The organism is Streptomyces sp. NPDC002886 (genome assembly GCF_042888445.1).
Classification (GTDB): domain Bacteria; phylum Actinomycetota; class Actinomycetes; order Streptomycetales; family Streptomycetaceae; genus Streptomyces.
Genome location: NZ_JBIAPV010000012.1, coordinates 261,269 through 283,383 on the forward strand (window position 1 = coordinate 261,269; position 22,115 = coordinate 283,383).

General features: G+C 70.6%; 20 protein-coding genes. 13 read left to right on the top strand and 7 right to left on the bottom strand.

Annotation, left to right across the window (positions count from 1 at the left end):
- Positions 1-355: 355 nt before the first annotated feature.
- From ACFYYB_RS36515 to ACFYYB_RS36535, 5 genes are all read left to right on the top strand, one after another.
- A complete protein-coding gene (locus tag ACFYYB_RS36515) occupies positions 356-1,114 on the top strand; it encodes an acyltransferase domain-containing protein (RefSeq protein ID WP_389441762.1) in 759 nt (252 codons plus the stop codon).
- Positions 1,115-1,365: 251 nt separating this feature from the next.
- Entirely contained in the window at positions 1,366-3,120 is a 1,755-nt protein-coding gene (locus ACFYYB_RS36520; protein WP_389441765.1) for an acyl-CoA dehydrogenase, read from the top strand.
- Positions 3,121-3,220: 100 nt separating this feature from the next.
- Positions 3,221-4,054 (top strand): 4'-phosphopantetheinyl transferase family protein, encoded by an 834-nt coding sequence (locus ACFYYB_RS36525; RefSeq protein ID WP_389441767.1) that lies wholly within the window; start codon positions 3,221-3,223, stop codon positions 4,052-4,054.
- A 326-nt stretch (positions 4,055-4,380) separates the two neighbouring features.
- Positions 4,381-6,033, top strand: a complete 1,653-nt coding sequence (locus ACFYYB_RS36530; RefSeq protein WP_389441770.1) for an acyl-CoA carboxylase subunit beta — start codon at positions 4,381-4,383, stop codon at positions 6,031-6,033.
- A complete protein-coding gene (locus ACFYYB_RS36535) occupies positions 6,030-6,245 on the top strand; it encodes an acyl-CoA carboxylase subunit epsilon (protein WP_389441773.1) in 216 nt (71 codons plus the stop codon). The genes ACFYYB_RS36530 and ACFYYB_RS36535 overlap by 4 nt, the downstream gene beginning before the upstream one ends.
- A 69-nt stretch (positions 6,246-6,314) precedes the next feature.
- Here ACFYYB_RS36535 and ACFYYB_RS36540 read toward each other — a convergent pair whose 3' ends face one another.
- Complete coding sequence (locus ACFYYB_RS36540; RefSeq protein ID WP_389441776.1) at positions 6,315-7,049, bottom strand: TetR/AcrR family transcriptional regulator; 735 nt, start codon at positions 7,047-7,049, stop codon at positions 6,315-6,317.
- A 122-nt stretch (positions 7,050-7,171) separates the two neighbouring features.
- Between ACFYYB_RS36540 and ACFYYB_RS36545 the strand changes: the two genes are divergently transcribed.
- The gene (locus tag ACFYYB_RS36545) at positions 7,172-8,248 is read left to right on the top strand and encodes an alpha/beta fold hydrolase (protein ID WP_389441779.1); all 1,077 of its coding nucleotides are present in this window, start codon (positions 7,172-7,174) and stop codon (positions 8,246-8,248) included.
- 356 nt (positions 8,249-8,604) lie between these two features.
- Here the strand turns inward: ACFYYB_RS36545 and ACFYYB_RS36550 are convergent, their stop codons facing one another.
- The 5 genes from ACFYYB_RS36550 to ACFYYB_RS36570 all read right to left on the bottom strand — a co-directional run bounded on the left by ACFYYB_RS36550 (position 8,605) and on the right by ACFYYB_RS36570 (position 14,981).
- Positions 8,605-10,695 carry an FG-GAP repeat domain-containing protein gene (locus tag ACFYYB_RS36550; protein WP_389441782.1) on the bottom strand — a complete coding sequence of 697 codons (2,091 nt, stop codon included), beginning with the start codon at positions 10,693-10,695 and terminating at the stop codon, positions 8,605-8,607.
- Entirely contained in the window at positions 10,692-11,867 is a 1,176-nt protein-coding gene (locus tag ACFYYB_RS36555; protein WP_389441784.1) for an FG-GAP-like repeat-containing protein, read from the bottom strand. Before ACFYYB_RS36555 ends, ACFYYB_RS36550 begins: the two co-directional genes overlap by 4 nt.
- A gap of 158 nt (positions 11,868-12,025) precedes the next feature.
- Positions 12,026-13,399 (bottom strand): FG-GAP repeat domain-containing protein, encoded by a 1,374-nt coding sequence (locus ACFYYB_RS36560; RefSeq protein WP_389441786.1) that lies wholly within the window; start codon positions 13,397-13,399, stop codon positions 12,026-12,028.
- A gap of 332 nt (positions 13,400-13,731) precedes the next feature.
- Positions 13,732-13,899, bottom strand: coding sequence for a hypothetical protein (locus ACFYYB_RS36565; RefSeq protein WP_389441788.1), 168 nt, complete (start codon positions 13,897-13,899; stop codon positions 13,732-13,734).
- 167 nt (positions 13,900-14,066) lie between these two features.
- Complete coding sequence (locus ACFYYB_RS36570; RefSeq protein WP_389441790.1) at positions 14,067-14,981, bottom strand: helix-turn-helix transcriptional regulator; 915 nt, start codon at positions 14,979-14,981, stop codon at positions 14,067-14,069.
- A gap of 223 nt (positions 14,982-15,204) precedes the next feature.
- Between ACFYYB_RS36570 and ACFYYB_RS36575 the strand changes: the two genes are divergently transcribed.
- The 3 genes from ACFYYB_RS36575 (at position 15,205) to ACFYYB_RS36585 (ending at position 16,416) form a co-directional block, all read left to right on the top strand.
- Positions 15,205-15,447: a hypothetical protein gene (locus ACFYYB_RS36575; protein WP_389441796.1), complete on the top strand. Its 243-nt coding sequence runs from the start codon at positions 15,205-15,207 to the stop codon at positions 15,445-15,447.
- Positions 15,448-15,776: 329 nt separating this feature from the next.
- Positions 15,777-16,103 carry an ankyrin repeat domain-containing protein gene (locus tag ACFYYB_RS36580; protein WP_389441799.1) on the top strand — a complete coding sequence of 109 codons (327 nt, stop codon included), beginning with the start codon at positions 15,777-15,779 and terminating at the stop codon, positions 16,101-16,103.
- Positions 15,994-16,416 carry a class I SAM-dependent methyltransferase gene (locus ACFYYB_RS36585; RefSeq protein WP_389441802.1) on the top strand — a complete coding sequence of 141 codons (423 nt, stop codon included), beginning with the start codon at positions 15,994-15,996 and terminating at the stop codon, positions 16,414-16,416. The genes ACFYYB_RS36580 and ACFYYB_RS36585 overlap by 110 nt, the downstream gene beginning before the upstream one ends.
- A 697-nt stretch (positions 16,417-17,113) precedes the next feature.
- Here the strand turns inward: ACFYYB_RS36585 and ACFYYB_RS36590 are convergent.
- Positions 17,114-17,287 carry a hypothetical protein gene (locus ACFYYB_RS36590; protein ID WP_389441804.1) on the bottom strand — a complete coding sequence of 58 codons (174 nt, stop codon included), beginning with the start codon at positions 17,285-17,287 and terminating at the stop codon, positions 17,114-17,116.
- A 214-nt stretch (positions 17,288-17,501) separates the two neighbouring features.
- Between ACFYYB_RS36590 and ACFYYB_RS36595 the strand changes: the two genes are divergently transcribed.
- From ACFYYB_RS36595 to ACFYYB_RS36610, 4 genes are all read left to right on the top strand, one after another.
- On the top strand, positions 17,502-17,729 hold the full coding sequence (locus ACFYYB_RS36595; protein ID WP_389441807.1) for a hypothetical protein: 228 nt from the start codon (positions 17,502-17,504) through the stop codon (positions 17,727-17,729).
- A gap of 552 nt (positions 17,730-18,281) precedes the next feature.
- On the top strand, positions 18,282-18,581 hold the full coding sequence (locus ACFYYB_RS36600; protein ID WP_389441809.1) for a hypothetical protein: 300 nt from the start codon (positions 18,282-18,284) through the stop codon (positions 18,579-18,581).
- Between the two features lie 1,041 nt (positions 18,582-19,622).
- Positions 19,623-19,820, top strand: coding sequence for a serine protease inhibitor (locus ACFYYB_RS36605; RefSeq protein WP_389441812.1), 198 nt, complete (start codon positions 19,623-19,625; stop codon positions 19,818-19,820).
- A gap of 878 nt (positions 19,821-20,698) precedes the next feature.
- Positions 20,699-20,962 carry a hypothetical protein gene (locus ACFYYB_RS36610; protein WP_389441815.1) on the top strand — a complete coding sequence of 88 codons (264 nt, stop codon included), beginning with the start codon at positions 20,699-20,701 and terminating at the stop codon, positions 20,960-20,962.
- Positions 20,963-22,115: the final 1,153 nt, after the last annotated feature.

Below are 22,115 nucleotides of genomic sequence, written 5' to 3' on the forward strand. Positions count from 1 at the left end.
TGACCTTCGAAGATTCCTCGAGCCCCGCCGCGCAGGGTGTCACATCAGTCGCCACCCCTCGACAGCCTTCCGGTAGCCCCACCCCGCTGCCCCACACCCCGAGCAGAACCGAGGAGAGCGACCATGGCGACCTTCGTCGACCAGCCCACCGCGCAGGGTGACACCGACGCGTTCCCTGCCCCGAAGGACCGGCACGAGACCGTGGGGGCGGCGCCCGGTGTCCGATGAGCGCCCCTCGGACGTCCGGGTCGCATGGCCGGGTTCCGCGCCGCCGAGAACCGTGGAACGCGCCCCCTACGCTCCACGTCCGGCCGACCGGGCCGGGCCCGCGCCCGGTGCACCGACGGGCGGAGCGGTGGGCCAGGCCGTCCTGTTCACCGCTCACGGCCCGCTGCGTCCCGGCCTCGGCCGGGACCTCTACGGCACCTGCCGCGCCTTCGCCGCGGCGTGGAACGAGGTCGCCGAGGCTCTGGACGTCTGGCTCCCCTTGCCGCTGGCCGCCGTCGTGTTCGCCCCCCGGGACGGGGTGGACGCCGCCCTGATCCGGGACGCCGAGTTCGCCCAGCCCGCCCTGTTCGCCTACCAGGTCGCCCTGTTCCGCGTGTGGGAGGCCTGGGGCATGGAGGCCCACGCCGTGGCGGGACACGCGGCGGGCGAGATCTCCGCCGCCCACACGGCCGGCGTGCTCGACCTGGACGACGCGGCGCGCCTGGTGGCCGCCCGCGGACGGCTCGCCCCCGGCGACGCACCGCACAGGGTCCGCGCCGCCTCCGAGAGACGGTTCCTCCGGGTGGCCAAGGGCTGCCGCATCGGCGCACCCACCCGCACCCTGATCTGCACGACGACCGGCGATCCGCTCGGTCCCCGCGCCCGTGAGCGAACCCTCACCCCCGAGCACTTCCTGCGCCAGGCCCGTGCGACCCCCTCACCCGCGGCCGCGCGCAGCGCCCTCGAAGCCGCCGGATTCCACCGCACCCACCCCTGCGGGCCCGACGCGCGCGACACCACCCCCGGCAGCGAAATGCACTCCGTGCTGACCTCCCTGGACCGCCTCCACGAGCACGGCCACCCGATCGCCTGGCCCAGGGTCTTCGCGGAGACCATGGCGCCCTGAGGGTTGTCGCAGAAACCCGTCCGCCTCGCGCCGGACGTGGGCGCCGGCCTTGCCGCCCGACCCCGTACGACCCGGGCACCACTGCCGGAAGCCGCTCGGGCGGCTTCCGGCACCTCACGTGTCCGGCTGTAGGAGGGCTCGAGCGACTGTCGAGCGTTCCCCGTGACGCTGGACACCCGTGCACACGGACGGACCAGCCCCGGGCCACCAGCAACGGCGAGTCCCGCGACGAAGGAGCTGATTCCGCCACCATGGCCACCACCGAGATCCAAGCGGACACCGTCACCGGATACGCCGAGGCCACCGCGCCGCTACGTCGCGCGGCCCGGCTCGAAGAGCGGCTCGGCGACCCGTACGACCCCGCCAACCCGCACGGCCTGGGCGCCCTCTTCGCCGCCGACGAGCGGCGCGAGCCGCCGGAGGCCACCGAGGCACTGCTCACCGAGAGCGGGCTCGCCGCCGAGTTCGTGCCCGCCGAGTACGGCGGCCGGCTCACCCGAGCCGACCACCTGGCCAAGGTGCTGCGCCCCGTCTTCCGCCGGGACCTCGCCCTCGGCTTCGGCTTCGGCATCACCTCGCTCTTCGCCACCTCCGCCGTATGGGCGGCGGGCACCGCGGCGCAGCGCAGGTCCACCGCCGACCTGCTGCTCGGCGGCGGCCGCGCCTCGATCGTCCACCACGAGCTGGCGCACGCGAACGACATCCTGCGCGACGAGTTCACCGCCGACGCCGCACCGGGCGGCGGCTTCGAGCTCAACGGCCGCAAGGACGTCATCATCAACGCCGCCCGCTCCCAGGCGTATGTCGTCTACGCGCGCACCGACCGGGCCCGCACCCCGTACAGCCACTCCGTGCTGCTCGTGGACCCGGCCGAACTCACCCGCGGCATCAGCCACCTGCCGCGGGTCCCCACCACCGGCATGCGCGGCGGCCTGTTCTCCGGGCTCGAGTTCACCGATTGCGCCGTCCCCGGCGACGCGCTCGTCGGCCGCCCCGGCGAAGGAGTGGCCCTTGCCCTGCGCACGTACCAGGTCAACCGCTGCATCATCGCCTCGACGGCCGTCGCCGCTGTCGACACCGTCCTGCACTCCGCCGTACGGGCCGCCACCACCGGCCGCAGCCGCCCCCTGGCCCGCCGCTGGCACAAGCCGCTCGCCGGAGTCTTCGCCGACATGCTCGCCTGCGACAGCATGGCCTCCGTCGCCCTGCGCGCCCTGAGCCTGCTGCCCGACCGCACCCATGTGCTCGCCGCCGCCGTCAAGTACGTGGTCCCCGACCTGCTCCGGGAGAACCTCGAGGAACTCGCCGGCGTCCTCGGCTCCCGCGGCTACCAGCGCGGCACCCCCGAATACGGCGCCCTCGACAAGCTCGCGCGCGATCTGCCCGTCGCCGGTCTCGGGCACGCGGGCACCGCCTCCTGCCAGGCCGTGATCGTCCCCCAACTGCGCACCCTCGCCGAGCGTGCGTGGTTCCGCGAGCAGGAGCCGCCGCCCGAGCTGTTCCGCACCGGGGCCGCCCTGCCCGCCCTCGACTACCGGCTCCTCGGCATCGCCGACGGCGGCGACTTCCTCGCCGCGTCGCTCGTCGAGTCCGCCGCGCGGCTGGCCGAGGTACGCGGCGTCGGGGGCCAGCTGGCCGTCCTCGCCGATCTCGCCGAAGGCTTCGTCACCGAACTGCGCGCGCTGCGCGAACGCTGCCGGGCCATCCCCGCCCACGGCACCGCCGCCGCCCTGTCCGACCCGGCCCTGTGCGTGCTCAGCGACCGCTACGCGCTGGTCCTCGCGGCGGCCTCGGTACTCGGTACCTGGGAGGGCCAGGACGGCGGCGATCCCTTCCTGGCCGCCCCGGCCTGGGCGGTGCTCGCCCTCTCCCGGATCGGTGGCCGGCTCGGCATCCCGGTGCCCGAACTTCCCGACGGCTGCCTCGAGCTGGTGCTCGAGGAGCTGATGCGCCGCTACCGCACGGGCCGTAGCTGTGACCTCGACGCGACGGAACTCGCGCAGTGACCCAGCCGCCGCGCACCGCCGCGGCACCCCATGCGCCCCTGCATCCCGCGCACCCCGAACAGCACCGCCGGCACCGCCGGCACCAGGGAAGGACAGCCCGATGACGGACGACGCGCAGCGCATCACCACGCCGGTCCACGTCACCGGGCCGGCCGGTCCCTGGAAGGAGGTGGAGGAGGGCATGGCCCTGCGCGGGAACGCCTCGGTGTTCACCACCTGGGGCGAGTGGCTCACCGCGGCGCTCGCGGAACCCGCACTGAGACCGCTGCTCGGCCGGGACTGGCTGCGCTACCGGCAGACCACCGACCCGACGATCCGCTACCGCTTCGTCGCATCCCGGCTGGCCGTCAAGTACACGGCGGCGGCCGCGCTCGGCATCGACCCCGCCGACCTGGACCTCGCGTACAGGATCGGGGGCCGTCCGTACCTGCGCGGCTTCGACCAGATCGACGTCAGCCTGACCCACACCGACGACCTGATCGCCGTCGGCATCAGTCGCACCGGCAGGATCGGCATCGACACCGAGCCCGCCGACCGCAAGCTCTCCTTCCACCTCCTCCAGGACCAGGTGTGCACCGCTTTGGAGAAGGCCGAACTCGCGGTGCTGCCCGAGGCGGAGCAGCCCGCGGCCATGCTGCGGCTGTGGACCCTGAAGGAGGCCTACACCAAGGCGCTCGGCCAGGGACTGCGGCTCGGGTTCTCCGAGTTCGGCTTCGCGACCCGTAGCGCGGGCGACGCGGGCCTGCTCGCCCCGGACGGCACACCCGCGGCCCGCGGCGAGTGGGCGTTCGGCACGTACCCGGTGCTCGGCCGCTACCTGGTCAGCGTCGCCTGCCACGACACCGGCCTGGGCTCCTCGCGCGACACCGCGGTCTCCACGATGCTCGACGAAGGCTTCCTGACGACGGTGGCAGGCCTTCTCGACCGGGGCTGACCCCGAAAGCACCGCCGCCGCCACTACCGCCGCCCCTACCACCACCGCTGCTGCGCCGCGGCTGTAGCCGCGTCCGAGGTCCCTGCGGGAGAGTCGCTCTTGCGGCCGGCACCGGTTCCCCCGTCGGGAGCCGGCCGCTCCCTGTGCCTCGCCGCCCGAAACCCACGCCCGGGCGGCGAGGCACAGGCATGCCCGGATCCGCCCCGCGGCGCGAGCGGTTCCGTAGGGATCCCCGTGCGCGATTCGAGTAGGGCTGTAGCGCATGCGTCAATGCTGGACGACGCGACACCGGCCGGACCCGGTGCCTCTGTGTCGAAAGGGCCCGTATGAGCATCGTCGAGGAAAGACCACTGGAGAGCGTGCACGCACCGGACATCGGGCTCACTCCTCCGCCTTCCCCCCGTCACCACGAGGACGTCTTCCACTTCGCGTCCCTGCGCGAGCGCACCGCGGAACTGCACGCCGTCCGCGCGCTGGCCGAGGCCGGCCCCAGTGACCGCGCCACCGCCGCCCAGCACGCCAAGGGCAAGCTGACCGCCCGCGAGCGCATCGAGCTCCTGTTCGACGAAGGCACGTTCAACGAAGTCGAGCAGCTCCGCCGGCACCGCGCCACCGGCTTCGGCCTGGAGGACAAGAAGCCCTACACGGACGGAGTCGTCACGGGCTGGGGCAAGGTCCACGGCCGCACCGTCTTCGCGTACGCCCACGACTTCCGCATCTTCGGCGGCGCGCTGGGCGAGGCCCACGCCGAGAAGATCCACAAGGTGATGGACCTGGCCGAGGCGGCCGGGGCACCCGTCGTGGGACTGTGCGACGGCGCGGGCGCCCGTATCCAGGAAGGCGTCACCGCGCTCGCCGGCTACGGCGGCATCTTCCAGCGCAACGTCCGCAACTCCGGGGTCATTCCGCAGATCTCGGTCATCCTCGGCCCCTGTGCGGGCGGCGCCGCGTACTCGCCCGCCCTCACCGACTTCGTCTTCATGGTCCGCGGCACCTCGCAGATGTTCATCACCGGCCCCGACGTCGTCCAGGCCGTCACCGGTGAAGCCGTCACGATGGAGCACCTCGGCGGCGCCGACAGCCACGCCGGCGCCTCGGGCGTGGCCGCCTTCGCGTACGACGACGAGCAGAGCTGCCTCGAGGACGTCCGCCACCTGCTGTCCCTGCTGCCCTCCAACAACCGCGAACTCGCCCCCGCCGGAGACCTCGAGGACCCGGTGGACCGGCGCTGCGAGAGCCTGCTCGACCTGGTCCCGGCCAAGCCCACGCACGGCTACGACATCCGCGACCTCATCGAGGAGATCGCCGACCACGGGGACTACTTCGAGGTCCACGCCCAGTGGGCCCAGAACGTCGTCTGCGCCCTGACCCGCCTCGGCGGCCACGTCGTCGGCGTCGTAGCCAACCAGCCGGCCTACCTCGCGGGTGTCCTCGACATCCAGGCGTCCGAGAAGGCCGCCCGCTTCGTGCAGTTCTGCGACTCGTTCAGCATCCCGCTGGTCACCCTGATCGATGTGCCCGGCTTCCTGCCCGGCGTCGACCAGGAGCACAACGGCATCATCCGGCACGGCGCGAAGCTCCTGTACGCGTACTGCAACGCCACGGTCCCGCGGATCTCGCTGATCCTGCGCAAGGCCTACGGCGGTGCCTACATCGTCATGGACTCCCGCTCCATCGGCGCGGACGTCGCCCTGGCGTGGCCCTCGAACGAGATCGCGGTCATGGGCGCGGAGGGCGCGGCCAACGTCATCTTCCGCCGCGAGATCAACGCCTCCGACGACCCCGAGGCGACGCGCGCACAGAAGATCAAGGAGTACCAGACCGAGCTGATGCACCCGTACTACGCGGCCGAACGCGGCCTCGTCGACGACGTCATCGACCCGGCCGAGACCCGCTCCCGGCTCATCTCCACCCTCGACATGCTGCGCACCAAGCACGCGCAGCTGCCGAGCCGCAAGCACGGGAACGTCCCGCTGTGACGGCCGACGACCGGACCGCCCTGGCGCTGGCCGCCATCCGGATCACGAAGGGCAACCCGACCGCGGAGGAGGTCGCGTCCCTGGCCGTCCTGCTCACGGCCCGAATCCGCCTGCTCAACGAAGCGCAGGCCACGGAGGGCGAGGCCCGGGTGCACAAGCTGCCCCTGCGCCGCCAGCCGTCCTTCATCGCCCCGGGAGCCTGGGCTTCGTAGGCCCATGCTCCCCGAGGCACCCCTTCACGCCGCCCGGCAGGCCCATGGCCCCGGGCGGCGCGGTGTTTTTCAGGACCGGTCGATCAGTACGGCGACCCCGTCCAGGATCCGGTTCAGCCCGAAGTCGAGCGGGTCGTCGTCCTGAGGGGCGAACGCCTCGGGGCCGACGGCGGCGATGGCGGCCGTCAGCGCCGGGAACCGGTGGCCGTGGCGCTCCAGTACGTCCGCGGTGAGCCGGTTCCACTCCAGGTCCCCGTCGTCGTCCTGGTCGATGCGCTGCTGGGTCAGGTTGCGGACGTGCCCGATGACCAGCAGGAAGACGTCGTGCTGCTGCGCGAACGACAGCCCGGTCTGTGACAGCACGGCCAGCGCCGAGTCGAGCCAGGCCAGCTGGTTGGGCCCCATCAGCTGGCGGCGCATCGCGGTGGCGGTGACGATCCACGTCCGGCGCTGGTAGAGCGCCCAGCACTGCCGGGCCCATTCGGTCAGCTGTGGGCGCCACCCACCCTGTACGTCGGTGACCTCGGGCGCCGGCCCGATGGCGGCGTCGACCATCAGGTCGACCAGCTCCGCCTTCCCCGGTACGTACCGGTAGAGCGCCATGGTCGTGACATTGAGCTGCGCCGCGACGCTCTGCATCGAGAGCGCCTCCAGTCCCTCCTTGTCGGCGATGTCGAGCGCCGTGCGGACGATGCGCTCCACACTCAGCGACGGCTTCGGGCCCCGTCGGGGCTGCCCTGCCTCGCTCCACAGGAGGGCCAGGCTGACGGCCGCATCACGCTTCTCGTCCCTGCCTCTGCTCATACAGCCCTGCTCCTCAGATTCGTTTCGGACCTGCCGGGTTGACGGCCCCTGGAAACCGTATATAACCTAAACGTAATCGCTTAGGCCATAAACAGTAAGTGGGGTCCGCCATGCTCGACACCATGCTTGCCACGTCCGCCGCCCTTCTTGCCGCACCCGCGGCCGGGCTGCTGGGACACCGTGCACTGCGGCGTGCCCAAGGCGCCCGGCTGCTGCGCATCGATACCCCGAACGGCATCGACGAGCAGGGCTTCGTGCGGATCGGCGGGCTCGAGCAGTGGATCTCCCTCCGCGGCGAGGACCTGGCCAACCCGGTCGTGCTGGAGCTCCACGGCGGCCCCGGCTCCTCCAACTCGATCTTCGGACCGCGCACCCGGTCCTGGGAGAAGCACTTCACCCTGGTCCGCTGGGACATGCGCGGCGCCGGCAAGACCTTCGGCCGCTCGGGCCCCGAGGGCCAGGGCGAGATGAGCGCGGCCCGGATGTACGAGGACGCCGTCGAGGTCACCCGGTACGTCCGCGAGCGGCTCGGTGTCGACAAGGTCGTCCTCCTCGGTCAGTCCTTCGGTAGTGTCTTCGGGCTGCGCCTCGCCCGCGAGTACCCCCAGTGGTACTCCGCCTACGTCGGCACTGATCAGAACATCCAGGATGCGGGCCGCGACACCTCGGGTTACGAGGCCCTGCGGGCACGACTGCGCGCCAAGGGCGGTGCGCGCAGGAAGCTCGCAGCCCTCGAGCGGATGGGCTCCGACACGCGTAGGTGGAGCGTCCACCAGCGGGCCGCCTACAGCAAGATGTCGGCCACGTCGGACCCGCTGACGGCCGACACCATGAAGCGTGTCGTGATGGGTTCGCTGTGGCTCTCCCCCCTGCACACCCTGCGCGAGTTGGGGGCGTTCGCCAAGGCCATGAAATTCTCCGAGCAGATCCTCTCCGAGGTGGCCCTGTCCGACGACTGGGCCGACGGAACCCGCTTCGACCTGCCGTTCTTCATCTTCCAGGGCGACCGCGACGTCATCACCCCGGCGGAGCGCGCCCGACGGTTCTTCGACGACGTGCAGGCCCCCGTCAAGGAATTCGAGCTCATCGGGAACTCCAGCCACTTCGCCTGCTACCGCGACCCGCAGCGGTTCCTGGACCTGATGCTGACCCGGGTCCGCCCGGTGGTCACCGGCACCCGGTGCCCGGCCACCGTCTGACGCACCCGCCCGCCCCGCGTACCCGGCCGGATTCCTCCGCGCGTCCGACTCGTTCGCTACGCGTTCCCGTCCGCGCCCCGAGCGGACCTGTAGCGCCGACGGCCGAGCCGAGCCGGATGATCACGTCCATTGCCCTCGACCGCTCCCGGCAGCTCGTGGTCGCGACCCGCACCCTCGTGAACGTGCGGAGCCCCGCAGACCACCCGGCACTTCATGGGGCTTCCGCGCGCGGACGAAGACGCCCCGAGCCCCCTGGCTTCCCCGTACCCGAGCGTCCGGAACCGGTGCCGAGCACCGCAGGACGCACGCGTCGAACCCGGGCCCCGACCAAGGACCCGGGTCCGATGCTCTCCCCGCTACCAGTTCGAGCCGATCTGGATGCGCGGGCCCAGGGTGTTCACGGCCGTTCCCGGATAGAAGTAGAGGGCGCCGCCCGTGGTGGCGGGGGCCTGGACCGTGATGATGTCGCCCTTGCCGTCGGCGTTGAAGTCGGCGCCGGCGAGTTGGCGCATGACCTGCCAGTTGCTGCCGATCTGGGTGCGGTCGCCCAAGCCGCCGGTGCCGTTGGCGGGGTAGGCCCACAGCACGCCCTGGCGGTCGACGGCCACGAGGTCGGCCCTGCCGTCGCCGGTCAGGTCACCGGGGGCGGCGAGTTCGTTCATGGTGTCCCAGCCGGATCCGATCGGGGACGGAGGGGCCAGAGTCCCGTTCCCGTTGCCGGGATGGGCCATCAGGGCACCCTCCGCGGTGATCGCCAGCAGGTCGGGCCTGCCGTTGCGGTCCACGTCGATCACGGTCAGGTCCCGCTTGCCTCCCCAGTCGGTGCCGATCTGCGTCCGCGCGCCCAGGGTGCCCTGGCCGTTGCCCGGGTACAGCTGGAGCGTGGCGGTCGCCTTCTCCACGGCGATCAGGTCGGCCTTGCCGTCGCCCGTGAGATCGCCCGCGGCGAGCTTGGCCATGCCGCCCCAGCCGACGCCGATCTGCGTGCGCGCGCCGAGGGAGCCGTCGCCGTTGCCCGGATAGAGCCACAGTTTGCCCGTGGCCGCCTCGACGCCGACGACGTCCGCCCGGCCCTCCCCGGTGAAGTCCGCGGCGGTGAGGTGGATCATGCCGGCGAGCGTGGGGCCGGCCGGCCAGGTGGTGCGGTAGGCCATGCGGTCTCCCGGACGCTCGTTGACCATCCACAGCTCGCCGGTATCGGGCCGGTAGGAGAGGTTCTGGGTGTAGATCCCGGTGCGCGTCATCAGCCACACCGGTTCGTCCGGCACGCCCTGGTAGAGGCAGCTCGGAAGATGCGTGGCGCCGCCGTCGACGTATTCGGGGCAGGGCGCCGAGAGGACGAACCGGCCGTTGTTCATGGCCACGCCCTGGACACCCCCGATGGGTGACCGGTAGGCGTTCCGTGCCTGGACGACGCCGGCGGTGGCTTTCAGCACCCCGGTCGTGGGGTCGATGGGCCAGCGCACGACGGGTGACGCGGACCGGTCGAAGCGGTCGCCCACGTTCCCGGGGTCCATCTCCGCGGTGACCAGGGCCGGATCGGACCCCGACAGGTCGAGCGAGAGCGCGGAGACGCAGGGACGCTGCGGCAGCGAAGCGGGCGCGTAGGTGCCGCAGCCGGTTCCGGTCCCCGTGTACGCGTAACTGCCGACCCGGGGGAGCACGTACGTGCCGGCGTCCGTGCGCCAGATCCGGGTGGTGCCGAAGACGTCCAGCGAACTGCCGATGCTGGCGACGTAGAGGCGGGTGCCGGCCCAGACGACTCCGTTGGCGTGGCCGTCGAGGATCGGGGTGTAACCGCTGCCGTCCGAGGTGAGGGCGACGAGCTGCACGTTCCGGTAGCGCACGGCGGACGGGTCCGTGGTGTCGGCGACGCTGATCCGCTCGGCGCCGCCCGGCCCGTACCAGCTGGTCAGGACTGCCTTGCGGCTTCCCACGGTGCCGTGCGTGACCCCTTGCGGATACCACTGCGCGGTGGCGTCGTCCGTCTCCGACCAGCAGAAGCCCTGGGCTCCGTCGATGTGGGTGGTGTGGCACAGCGGCCGGGCGGGGGTGGTGTTCGCCGTGTCGGTGAGTACGTCGGCGAGGGTCGCGCGGGTGACGCCGGGGTGGGTGGCGGAGTAGGCGTCCACCCTGGATTCGTCGGTGCGGCTGAGGTCCTTGAGGCCCATCCCCGTGGTGGCGGTTCTGGTGATCGCGTTGGGGGTGGCGATCGAGGCGTCGGCGACGGGGGGGATGGCCGCGGCCGCCGGGAAGGCGGTCAGGACGCCGGCGACGGCGCACAGGAGGGTGCCGAGGGCCGCGAGGGCCGTGGACCGGGTGCGCCGGGGGGAACGGGCCCGGCGCGGCGCCATCGTCGAGGCCATCGGCGGGATCGGGATCGGGGGCGGGATCGGGGTCGGGGTCGGGGTCGATGGGGCCCTGGTCGTGGGCGGGTGGGTGCTCACGGGGTGAAGTTCCAGCCGCCGCCGTTGTCGACGCGGGTACCGAACTGGCCGTTGCCCAGGCCCGGGTAGACCCACAGGTGCCCGTCCTTCTCGCGGGCCACGATGTCGGCCTTGCCGTCACCCGTGTAGTCGCCGGCGCCGCTCACGCCGGACATCACGCCCCAGCCCGTACCGGCCTCGATACGGGCCCCCAGCCGCCCGTTGCCCAGGCCCGGGTAGGTGAACAGCTTCCCCGAGCCGGCCTCGACCGCGACCACGTCGCCCTTGCCGTCGCCGGTGAGGTCGCCGGCCCCGCCGACGGCGCTCATCACGTCCCAGTTCGTACCGGCCTCGATGCGGGCGCCGAAGTGGCCGTTCGTCTGGCCCGGGTAGACCCAGAGCTTTCCGGTGGACTTCTCCAGGGCCAGCAGGTCGCCCTGGCCGTCGCCCGTCAGGTCACGGCTGCCGGTGACGCGGATGTCGCCCCAGCCGCCGCCGTTGTCGACGCGGGCGCCGAGGTGGCCGTTGGACTGGCCGGCGTAGATCCACAGCTTGCCGGTGGCGCCCTCGACGGCCGCCACGTCGGCCTTGCCGTCGCCGGTCACGTCTCCGACGCCGGTGACCTGCGCCATGACGGACCAGGCGCCGTTGTCGACGCGGGTGCCGAAGCGGCCCGCGCCGGCACCCGGGTAGACCCACAGGGTGCCGCTGCCCGAGGCCGCCCGGGCCAGGAGATCGGGGCGGCCGTCGCCGGTCAGGTCGCCGACCGCGGAGACGGGGCCCGCTTCCGGGGCGTCGGGGTAGGGATCCGCCGGGTCGGCGGCGGGGTGGTGCACCTTGGAACAGGTGGGCCAGGCCCCCTCGCCCTGCGGGCCGTCGAGCACCTTCTCCGCGATGAGTATCTGCTGCATCTTCGTCGCCTGGTAGGCGCGGGGCGCGTACTGGGCGCCGCCGTAGGCCCGCCAGGTGGCGTCGTCGAACTGGAGCCCTCCGGTGTAGGCGTGCCCTTCCCGGTAGTAGCTCCAGTCCCCGCTCGCCTCGCAGTCGGCCATCTTGTCCCACGTGGCGACGGAAGCGGCGGAAGCGGTGGGGGCGTTGATCGCGCCGCTGAGGACGGTCGCGGTGGTGAGGACGCTCAGGGCCGCGGCCATGAGGGTGACGGCGGATCGCGGACGGAGCTGTCGTGCTGTCATCGTGCTGATCTCCTAGGACGGTTGTGCACGCTCGATGGGCGGCGCGGGGCGGTACCGGCGAGCCGTGGAGGCCGCGTGCCGGTCGCGGAAGGGGCCCGTTCGGAAGGGGCCCGTTCTCCGGGGCCCGGCCGGCGTGCGGCCGGGCCCCGGAGATGTGCTCAGCCGGTGAAGTTCCAGCCGCCGCCGTTGTCGACGCGGGCGCCGAACTGGCCGTTGCCCAGGCCCGGGTAGATCCACAGGTGCCCGTCGTTCTCGCGGGCGACGATGTCGGCCTTGCCGTCACCGGTGTAGTCGCCGGCGCCGCTCACGCTGGACATCACGCCCCAGCCCGAACCGGCCTCGACGCGCGATCCGAGCCGGCCGTTGCCGAGGCCCGGGTAGACGAAGAGCTTGCCGCTGGCTTCCTCCACGGCGACCACGTCGCCCTTGCCGTCACCGTTCAGGTCACCGGCCCCGCCGACCGTGCTCATCGAGTCCCAGTTCGAGCCGGCATCGATGCGGGTACCGAAGTGGCCGTTCGTCTGGCCCGGGTAGACCCAGAGCTTCCCGGTCTCCTCCTCGACGGCCAGCAGGTCGCCCCGGCCGTCGCCGTTCAGGTCACGGCTGCCGGAGATGCGGATGTCGCCCCAGCCGCCGCCGTTGTCGACGCGGGCGCCGAGGTGGCCGTTGGACTGGCCGGGGTAGACCCACAGCTTGCCGGTCGACTTCTCCACCGCGGTCACGTCGGCCTTCCCGTCGCCGGTGACGTCGCCGACGCCGCTGACGCGCTCCATCGACGACCAGCCGCCGTTGTCGACGCGTGCGCCGAGGTGGCCGTTGCCCAGGCCCGGATAGATCCACAGGGTCCCGTCGCCCGTCCCGGAGCGGGCCAGCACGTCGGGCTTCCCGTCACCGGTCAGGTCCCCGACCGCCGACACCGGAGCCGCTTCCTCAACGGGAGTGGGGCTGTTGGCGATGCCCTTCGGTCCGATGAACCGGAGCGCCCTGCCGGCGCCGACCGGGCTGCTGTTCGTACGCCAGTCGAACCAGTCGTGGTTCCGGACGCCGCCGCTCTCGTTGCCGCCCACCGTCTTGATCCTGCGGCCGTCGGCGGAGACCGCGACGACCAGGTTGACGTGCTGGGCCTCGCCGTCGCCGAGGCTGCCGTCCGAGTCGTACAGAACGGCGTCACCGACCTCGGGAGTCGAGTGGAAGGTGCCGTTCTGGCTGCCGTACGTGTTGAAGCTGATGGCGGCGGCCGTGAGCGTGCCAGTGCCCTCGGCGCCGGCCCGACCCCACACCCAGCGGGCGAAGTCGGCGCACCAGGCGCTCGGGTAGGTGCACCCGTAGTACGGCGAGCAGTTGTTGCCCACCTGGCTCAGGGCGATCGAGGCGACCGTGGGTGCGGTGGCGGACGCCGACGTGGCCCCCGCCACCGTCAGGAGGGGCGCGGCGACGGCCGCGGCCAGGGCCAGACCCGTGAGCTTGCCCTTGCCGCGGAAGGTGCGGGAGAACCAGGACGGAGAAGAGGAAGAAGAGGGAGAAGAAGACATGGTGAAGCCACCCCTGAATTCGATGAGGAAGTGAATGTCGCGAGAAGCGGCCCAGGAATTGCCCATGCGGTCAGAAGGCATAGAGGGGCCGCAAAGGAACTCGCAAGGAGACGCGCGGAGAAATATGCGGAGAATCCCGCGGAGAGATCCGTGGAGAAAGCGGCTGCGCGGCCGGCGGTCAGTCCTCCTACCGGGATACCGAACGGACCGCATCGAGCGGTCTCAGCCGCAGCGGCGGGTTCGAAGAGCCGCTACGAGGGCTGCGAGCGGACGGTGAGTGGTGAGTGACGTGCGCGATGCGTGGTCACGTCATGGCCGGGGAACCCGGGTTGTCAGCTCCAGCCCCAGTCGTTGCCCGCGGTGATTCCGTCGCCGGCCGCGAACGGTGCGCCCACCGGGGATGCGGTGGCGGAGGGTTCTCCCTCGACGGACTCCGCGCCTACGGCGCCGAATGCCATCAGGGACAGCGCACTGGAAGAAACGACGATCAAAGACTTCATGGCGTTCATTTCTTTCCCACCCCTGGATTGTTCCGTCTGCACGGCCGCTCCGGCCCGCTGATGAATATCTTGTCCTCGATGGAAGGCCACGACCAGAGAATTCGGCTGGCACGAAAGACGCCTGACACTTTCGTGTCAGGCGTCCTGCGACCCGGGGGTGGTGGCGCTCAGAGCAGTCCCAGCTCCGCGGCGCGCCGGCCGAGCTGGAAGCGGCTGCCGGCTCCCAGCCTGTTCGACAGATCGGTGATCATGCGCCGCTCGGTGCGGAGCGAGACGCCCAGCTTCCGGGCCGCGGCCTCGTCGGTCATGCCGTCCGCGAGTAGCTTCAGCAAGGTGGTCTCCTGCGGGGTCATCTCGGGGCCGCCACGGGCCGGCGCCTCGCCGAACGGGGTCGCGGCCGCCCACACCTGGTCGAACAGCGCGCAGAACCCGGCCAGGGCCCCGGCCTCGTGGATCACGACCGCGCCCGCCGAGGAATCCCGCGGATCGAGCGGGACCAGGACCACCTCCCGGTCGATGATGTGCATGCGCATCGGCAGCGAGGGCGCCGTGCGGATCTCCGCGCCCGAGGCGACCAGCCACTGCGCGTGCTCACGGCTCCCCGGGTCGTTGACCACGCTGTCCAGGTACACGGTCCTGAGCCCGATGCCCCGCTTCAGGGTCGCTGCCGCCAGTGGCTTGGCCGCCTCCCGGTTCGCGGCGGGCTGGGGTCCGCCCGGCGCGAAGGCCAGGGCCTCGCGCCGGGCCCGATAGGCGAGCTCTTCCAGCCGGGTGCGGATGGCTTCCAGGCCGACCAGCCGCTCGACCCCTCCGGAAGGCTGTCCGACGCGCAGGACCGAGTAATCGGCGAGCAGCCCCGCGACGGCCACCCGGCTCTGCTCGATCTCCTGCTGCTTGCGCGCGAGTTCGGCCTGATGGCGGGCGAGCAGGGCTTCCAGCGCCAATTCCGGCGGCACCGCGCGCAGATGGTTCGGATCGTTCAGCGAAGGCCGCAGCAGAGCGAGGTCTGCCAGCCGGTCGAGCGCCGCGTTCACGGCGGACCGCTCCCGCCCCAGGGCCTCGCCCATGCGATCGATCCCCATGGAAGGATTTTCCAGGATGAACCGGTAGATCGCTTCCGTGTCCTCATCGAGCCCCAGCGGTCCTAACACTGCCAAATTCCCCGCTCTCCCCATGTGCCCCACCCCTCCTGACATGTTTGCGCCAAGGCATGAATGTGTCGCGCGAAAATCCGACGTGCACGCTGCGGACCTCTGCATAGTTCGCGGTGTGTATCTAGTCGAGTTCCTCCTGACAAAACCCCCCATGGCACCCCAGGCACTTGAGCACGCCTCTCTGGACGCGCTGCGGTCCGCGTGCCTGCCCCAGGACGGGGTGGAGCACATTCGCATCCATACGTCGCGGGCCGGCGCCCGGGGCATCTTCTTCTGCCGCGCGCCGGATCTGGAGCAGGCCGTCAGTCGCACGTACGCCGTCTGCCGACGCGCCCTTGAACTGCGTCCCGAATTCCGCGGCTGGGAGATCGCACGGGTCACCGGCGCGCTGTGAGCTCGACCCACCGCACGAGCACGATCCGTCGCCGGTTCCCCAGACGGACCGGCCCCGGTGGCCGCGTAGCCCCTTCCGGCAGCGCATGCCCGACGAAGCCCGGGCAGCCGACCCGCCACCGCGCCGGCTTCCACCTCGCCCCCATGGCCAACACGCTAGGTGCGACGGTCCAGTTGGGGCTTCTCGATTCCTGACCGATCTTCAGAGGCGCTTCACCACACCGTCTCCCCAGCCCCTCAGCTCGGGAGTCACCGTGACGGCCGACAGGCCGCCGACGAGGCCGCCCGCCGAGAGTGACATGATCCGGCCATGCTGTGTGGAGATCTGTGATGACCGAGTTTCCCGAGAACCCGTGGACTCCCGCGCATCAGGCGGTGGAGTCGGGCGACCACGCCGAGCTGACCCGCCTCCTTGACGCGGGCGTGGACCCCGAAGAGGTCTGCTGCGGGATGACGCTCTTGCTCCACGCGATCGACGTGGAGGGGGATGGGGCACTCCAGTCCGGGGGACCGCTCGACTCGGTGCTCACCGCGATCCTCCTGGCCTATGGAGCCGACCCCACCGCGACACCCGACGGTGAGACTCCGCGAGAGTTGGCGATCTTCTACAACCACGACATGGCAGTCAGACTCCTGGACCGGCATACGGCCCCGTAGCCCTCACCGGCCGCCCGCTCGACCAGCGACCAGCGAGGTCCAGGTCCGCAGGGCCCGGGAGCTCGTGCCGGGCGCCGGCTTCACCCGGGCTGACGCCGCGACTTCGGAGCTCCCCCAGGGGAGCTTCGACGCCGTTGTCAGCCTCTATGCCCTGATCCACGTTCCTTCGGAGGACCAGGCGCCCTCTGAGCTGACAGCGCCAGGCCCCGGGCAGCGGAGCGGCGGCCCGGGCCGCAGATCGCGTGAGGGTTCCGGGGCTGGTGATCAAGGCAAGGAACGGCGCTCCCGATCCTCAGCACGCGCCGGTAGGTGATGACACGGCAGGCCTGCGTCAGAAGGGGCGTAGCCCCGCCGCGTAGGCTCGTTTCGAGAGGGGGCGTCATGGAATCACTGGGGACCCTGTTCGTGGCCGCAGTCTGGGGCCTCCCACTGGTCGGCCTGCTGGGCGGGGTGATTGCGGTTGCGGTCGGCACGCGTTGGCGTCGTCGGGCAATCAGTGCTCTGGAAAGGGCGGAGGAAGGCCACGATGGACCGGCCCTCCACGTTCCCAACCGGTAGGCGAGAGGCCCCTGGCGGCCTCCGGAAGGCGGCATCGTCCCCCGGCGCCAGTCCTGGCGCTCGGCTTCGACGAGCCGGCAGGCGGTCTACGGAATCCGTACGCCCCGGCTCGAAGCGGAGCAGTGACACAGCACGGAAGCCCTGGACCTCCTAAGCTCTGGCGGCGCCGCCAGAACCGAGCACCCGCCGACGTGGCCCCAGGGCATCCTGCGGCGCCCGTGCCCCGCCGGAGCCCACCGCCGGGTCGGGGTCCGCGAGTTCGACCGCGAGGCGACCACGGTCGGCGCTCCTGTCCGGGGCGGGGTTCTGGCGGGGGCCGGTGCCCAGAGGGCGGCGTTGGGGATCCACCCGCACAGTCTCCGCCCCCGCCCCGCGCCCCGGTACTGCGGCCTGCCCGATGGCCGGCGGCGAGACGGTGCGGTGGCCTTGCTCGGCGGACACGACCGGCCGGGCTACTCGTTGCCGCGTCCCGCCGAGGTGATCACGGCGACGAGGACGAGGAGGCTGACGGCGAGGGTGGTGACCTGCTGGGCATCCCAGCCCTGCTGGATGGCCAGGACGGTGATGGCGACCACCGCGTAGGGCCAGGAACGGCGCGGGGGCTGGGGGGTGTTGGGGGTGGTCACGACGGGCCTCCTGTGATCGTCTGATCGGGTGGAGATCTCACCGTCTTCGATGGTGTGATTGTCCGCTGCGGGGTATGGGCGTCCTTGCAGGTGGGGGCAGAAGATCGGGAACAATCCCCGGGTTGTTCCCGGGGACAACAGGATGCGGGGGAGCCATGGGGCGACCGCTGGGCGCGTTACGGGGCCGGACCGAGCAGGCGAACGAGCTGGCCGTGTGGCTGCGCAAAGTGACGCGATCGGCGGCGGCTGGAACGCGTTCCGCCCGCTGATCGCCGCCGGTGACGCGGACGGCGCCGGGCGCCCGGACCTCATGGGCCTCGGCGCGACTTCCCAGACACCGAGGCTGTACAAGAGCACCGGCGACTGGAAGGCCCCGTTCCAGACCGGCGAGACCATGTTCCTGAACCAGACCATCGAGACCACGTCGGACCTCCTTCTCTAACCCCTCCCCTCCCCGGGTACCGGCGGTGACGGGCTGTCAGGCAGGCGTGTCCGTGATGGGCGTCGTGCGTGTAGGAGGTGGCGGTCGCGTTGCTGTCGCCACTCCTGCCGGCGATGCGGGAACGGTGCGCCGAGCAAGTGCGCTCGCCGGCTCTGCCGTTGAGCGGAGTCGTTGGTGCGGGTCGCGTATCGTCCTGATCTGTGCCGACGGCTGAGTTACGGAGCCTGCCGTTCGGAAGCGGGAAGGCCCGTGGTGGCAGTGGTTCGGCGCCCGTGTCCGCCTGTGCAAAGGATTCCGCATGTCCCGCATACGCCTGCTCCCCGTCCCCGTCCCCGTCCTGACCGCCGCGCTGGGCGCGCTCATGATTCAGCCCGTCGCGGCCGCCCCGGCCGAGGCCATGACCAAGGCGGAGTACGCCAAGGTCAAGCTCGGCGGCAGCATCACCGCCCTGCACACCGCCGCGGGCAGGGCGCCTGCAAGCTGGTCTTCACCCACCGTGAGGACGGGCACGTCTCCAAGACCTACGACTGCGAGGGCGACAAGCCCGACAGCATGGGCTCCTTCATCATCACCGACGGCAGGCTCGGGACGAAGTCGTACCGGGGCCTGGATGGCCTCACGTCCAACGGCAAGATGACCAAGGCCAAGTTCGACGAGACCAAGAAGCGCCAGACCCTCGCCCAGCTGACCGCCGTCACGGGCAAGGGCGTGTGCGTCCTCGTCAGCGGGTTCGAGATCAAGAGCTACAAGGAAGACACCTACATCTGCACTCAGACCAGCAGCTCCGGTCAGGCGAAGTTCAGGATGAAGGACGGCGAGCTCTCCACGCGGAGCCAGTACCGCCTCGTGTGACCGAACCGCGTCCCAGGGCGCGCCTGTGCCCGGGGACGCACACCGCGGGTGGGGTCGGCTGCCATCGACCAAGCTGCCCGGTAATCGCGGACCACCACCACCCCGAAGCCAGCAGCCGCCCGCGCAGCTGGGCTATGCCCCGTCGGGCACCGTATACCTGTCGGGGACGACGCACGCGTCGCCGTCCACGAACCGTGGGCAGGGGCTGAACTATGCGGGTTGGTTGAGTACTGCGCGGATGTGCTGATCCACGACATCCACCGTGAGCTGATCGCCGAGGCTACTTTGGCCGTATTCCTGAGTCTATCCGGATAGCAGAATGAAGCATCCACAGCGCTGGGAGTCTTCAGGGGGAGGCGGCCCACCTCTCCTCCTGGCTGTCCGTGTAGAGGACTGTGTCCTGTACTCCTCCTCGGAGAGAAGTGTGGTCTTTGGTTGCACCTGTTTGGATTGTGACTGGAGGGTCGAGGCGCCGACGGGGGTGGCACGTGCTGGGTTTCTTGCTGGAGCTCGTTTTTGGCGGCCTGCTGACGCGGGGTCATGAGAGGCGCAGGGCCAGGAGGAAGGATCGAAGTTTCGGGGAGGGGGCGGAGGCGGGTTTCGTTGCCTGCGTTCTTGGTGAGCGTCCGTACTGCCGGGATGAGGCGTTGGTTTTCCTCTGGGCCACGGATTCCACGCTTCATGTCACGCCGACGGAGTTCAGGGACCTTCACCGAAGCCCACTTCCCGCAGCGCGGTGGGAGCTGGTTCGGGTCCGGTCGAGAGGCCGTACGGATTCCCGGTTGGTGCAGTACGGCTGGCAGGTGGCCGAGTGCCGCGACGGTGATGCTGTGGTGCTGGTCGGGTGTGCCCCGACTTCGATGCGGTATCTGACAGCCAGTCTGAACGCCCAGGGAGTCAGCTAGCGAGATCGTGGCACGGGAGCGAAGGCGAAGGCCCGTACCCCGTCAAAGGGTGTCACCTCCCGGGCGGAGCGGGGCCAGTGGTAGACCTGGTGGCGTCGAGGCGGGATCTGGAGCGATCATCAACATGGAGGGGCTTATGGGGGCGAAGAGCGTGTGGCCGGAGCTGATGGGGAAGCCGGCGGAGGAGGCCCGCCAGCAGATCGGGGCGGAGTTTCCGGAGATTGCTGTCCATGTGGTGCCTGAAGGCAGCATGGTGACGATGGACTTCAATGAGCAGCGGGTGAGGCTGTTCGTGAAGGACGGCAAGGTGGTCCGGGAGCCCAGGCGCGGGTAGTCCTTGCTGCAGTCCGCGGCGCGGGCGGGGGTTCTGGAGGCGGAGCCGGGAGGACTGGTTGGGGAGCGGAGCCGGCCCAGGGGGCATGAGGCCCAGACTCCGTGAAGCGGAGGTATTTCCCGTGCGGAGCGCGAGGCCCTGGAGCCGCCTAGCAGGACCGTTTCTGGTGGAGCGCAGCGGAACCAGAACCAGGCTTCAGCGCAGCGCGGCACCTCTGGCCCGAAGCGGGATTTTCGGCGCGTAGCGTGTGGTGGATGGGGAGTTGGGGAAGTCGCTGATGGATAGATACTTGGCGGTTGAGCGGGTGGGGGTGTCTCAGCCTTGCGGTCAGGTAGGCGTTGGCTGGCGTGTTCGTTCGGGTGGTTTCGGGACAGACGGCTTGTATGAAGCAGCGCGGAGGCTCGTATGGTTCGTCGTCTTGGACCAAGCCCGGTAATCGTTGGGGGCCTTGGGTTTACTGGCCGCTGCTCTGCCTGAGTGTTGGTGTCCTGGTGTGGCGAGTGGCCAGCGGTAAGGGTGTGGGCAGCATCGTGATGGGAGTCGTTTTCGTCCTTGTTTGGATTGCACTTATTAGCGCTAATCGGATGCAGCGCAGCAAGCAGTCCAGGAGCTGACCGGGCTGGTCCTGGAGGCGGAGCCGCCAGGACCCGGGTGGGGAGCGCAGCGGACCCGCCCCAACGGGGCCGTAGGCCCGGATGTCGTGAAACAGCGGCCCCCGCGCTCCGCGTGGGGGCCGCTGTTCGTGTAGGACGGCAAAGTGGTCGGGGAAACCAGGTGCGGGTGGTCCTTTGCTTGGGATGGGTGGAGGGGAGTGATCCTGCTTGGGCAGGGTGGGCTGATGCCTGTTTCGTCTTTTCAGGTGGGGGCATCCGGCGGTCATGGACATAACAACGAGTGCTGGTGAAGAAGTGATTGAGACTCAGGGCGACGAGCATCATGTCGTCCTGAGCGCTGACGCGAATGGTGATGGCAAGCCGGACGTGTGGATGATCGACACGACTGGTGACGGAAAGGCTGACCTCTACCAGTTCGACACCACCGGTGACGGCCGGGTCGACGTCACCATCGCTGAACGCGATGGAGGGTCCGTGAGCGACCGCCTGGTGGTCGAGGGTGACGGCGGCCACCCGCAAGAAGCCTGACCTTCCCGCAGACCCTCTCTTTGATGCTGCGGCAGGGCATCAGGGTGCACATCCTGTCTGGCACAGCCCAGCACAGCACAGAGGAGAGGTTGTAGGGAGGCCCATCGAAAGAGGAGCCTTCGGTGCCTGTTGTGGTGAGTGTGGTGCTCATAGTGTTCGGGTTGTTCTTCGCCACGGTGGGGTCCCGCTACAAGGACTCCTATCAAGGGGAGTCCTGGGGCATGGCTGCAGGGGGTGTCCCGTTGAGGGATATGAGTCGGCGGACCGTCATCGGGATCGGCTGCCTCATCGCACTGGTCGGAGTAGTCGGCCTCTTCTTCTGACGTTTCGTCCCCAGCCCTTCTCTATGGTCGGCTGCCCGCGGAGCGGGCTGTGGTCCTGGAGGCGGAGCCGGAAGGACTGAGTGGGAGCGAAGCGGACACTCAACGAGGCAAAGGCCCGTACCCCGTGAAACGGGGTCACCTCCCGGACGTAGTGCGGGAGCTCCGAGGCCGGCGAAGCCGGACTGCTCTGGTGGAGCGCAGCGGAGCCAGAGCCAGTCTGCAGTAGCGAAGGACCCCGGCCGAGGGGCCGTTCAGGCCTGAGGTGGCTGAGGCTGGTGGGGTAAGTGGGTGGGCGTTTCGGGGGTAGACGGTACTCCGGCGGATGTTCCTGGCGTTGGGCAGAGGGGGGTGTTGTGGCATGGAGTTGGCTGTGGCGATGTGGCCTGGTGGAGTGGTGGGGAAAGTGCTGGTGGTGGTGTTGTTCGTGACTTTGGTAGGCATGTTTTCCTGGGGCTTGTTCCGAAAGAGGCGTTGAGGCACCCCGGAGCCGAGCTACCTCCGGGGTGCCTTGTAGCCAGCTGCCCGCGGAGCGGGCTGGTCCTGGAGGCGGAGCCGGAAGGACCTGGGTGGGGGAGCGAAGCGGACCCGCCCAACAGGCCGAAGGCCTGTACCCCGTGAAACGGGGGCACCTCCCGTGCTCGCGCAGCGAGCCTGTTCTGGTGGAGCGCAGCGGAACCAGAACCAGTCCGCAGCGAAGCGAAGGACTCCGGCCCGAAGGGCCGGCCCATGGCTCGGAGCGAAGCGGAGAGCCGGGCCCGAAGGGCCCCGGCTGAGCGCAGCGAGGCCGTTCGGTCCTGAGCGCGCAGCGCTCAGGTACCCGCTCCGCGGGG

What these genes read in the sequence shown, in the direction of transcription:
- ACFYYB_RS36600 (WP_389441809.1), top strand. Translation starts at nt 18,282, where the DNA reads ATGGGCTCCTTCATCATCACCGACGGCAGGCTCGGGACGAAGTCGTAC.
- ACFYYB_RS36610 (WP_389441815.1), top strand. Translation starts at nt 20,699, where the DNA reads ATGGACATAACAACGAGTGCTGGTGAAGAAGTGATTGAGACTCAGGGC.
- ACFYYB_RS36540 (WP_389441776.1), bottom strand. Translation starts at nt 7,049, where the DNA reads ATGAGCAGAGGCAGGGACGAGAAGCGTGATGCGGCCGTCAGCCTGGCC.
- ACFYYB_RS36520 (WP_389441765.1), top strand. Translation starts at nt 1,366, where the DNA reads ATGGCCACCACCGAGATCCAAGCGGACACCGTCACCGGATACGCCGAG.
- ACFYYB_RS36565 (WP_389441788.1), bottom strand. Translation starts at nt 13,899, where the DNA reads ATGAAGTCTTTGATCGTCGTTTCTTCCAGTGCGCTGTCCCTGATGGCA.
- ACFYYB_RS36575 (WP_389441796.1), top strand. Translation starts at nt 15,205, where the DNA reads ATGGCACCCCAGGCACTTGAGCACGCCTCTCTGGACGCGCTGCGGTCC.
- ACFYYB_RS36560 (WP_389441786.1), bottom strand. Translation starts at nt 13,399, where the DNA reads ATGTCTTCTTCTCCCTCTTCTTCCTCTTCTCCGTCCTGGTTCTCCCGC.
- ACFYYB_RS36580 (WP_389441799.1), top strand. Translation starts at nt 15,777, where the DNA reads ATGACCGAGTTTCCCGAGAACCCGTGGACTCCCGCGCATCAGGCGGTG.
- ACFYYB_RS36530 (WP_389441770.1), top strand. Translation starts at nt 4,381, where the DNA reads ATGAGCATCGTCGAGGAAAGACCACTGGAGAGCGTGCACGCACCGGAC.
- ACFYYB_RS36605 (WP_389441812.1), top strand. Translation starts at nt 19,623, where the DNA reads ATGGGGGCGAAGAGCGTGTGGCCGGAGCTGATGGGGAAGCCGGCGGAG.
- ACFYYB_RS36545 (WP_389441779.1), top strand. Translation starts at nt 7,172, where the DNA reads ATGCTTGCCACGTCCGCCGCCCTTCTTGCCGCACCCGCGGCCGGGCTG.
- ACFYYB_RS36570 (WP_389441790.1), bottom strand. Translation starts at nt 14,981, where the DNA reads ATGGGGATCGATCGCATGGGCGAGGCCCTGGGGCGGGAGCGGTCCGCC.
- ACFYYB_RS36555 (WP_389441784.1), bottom strand. Translation starts at nt 11,867, where the DNA reads ATGACAGCACGACAGCTCCGTCCGCGATCCGCCGTCACCCTCATGGCC.
- ACFYYB_RS36525 (WP_389441767.1), top strand. Translation starts at nt 3,221, where the DNA reads ATGACGGACGACGCGCAGCGCATCACCACGCCGGTCCACGTCACCGGG.
- ACFYYB_RS36585 (WP_389441802.1), top strand. Translation starts at nt 15,994, where the DNA reads ATGGAGCCGACCCCACCGCGACACCCGACGGTGAGACTCCGCGAGAGT.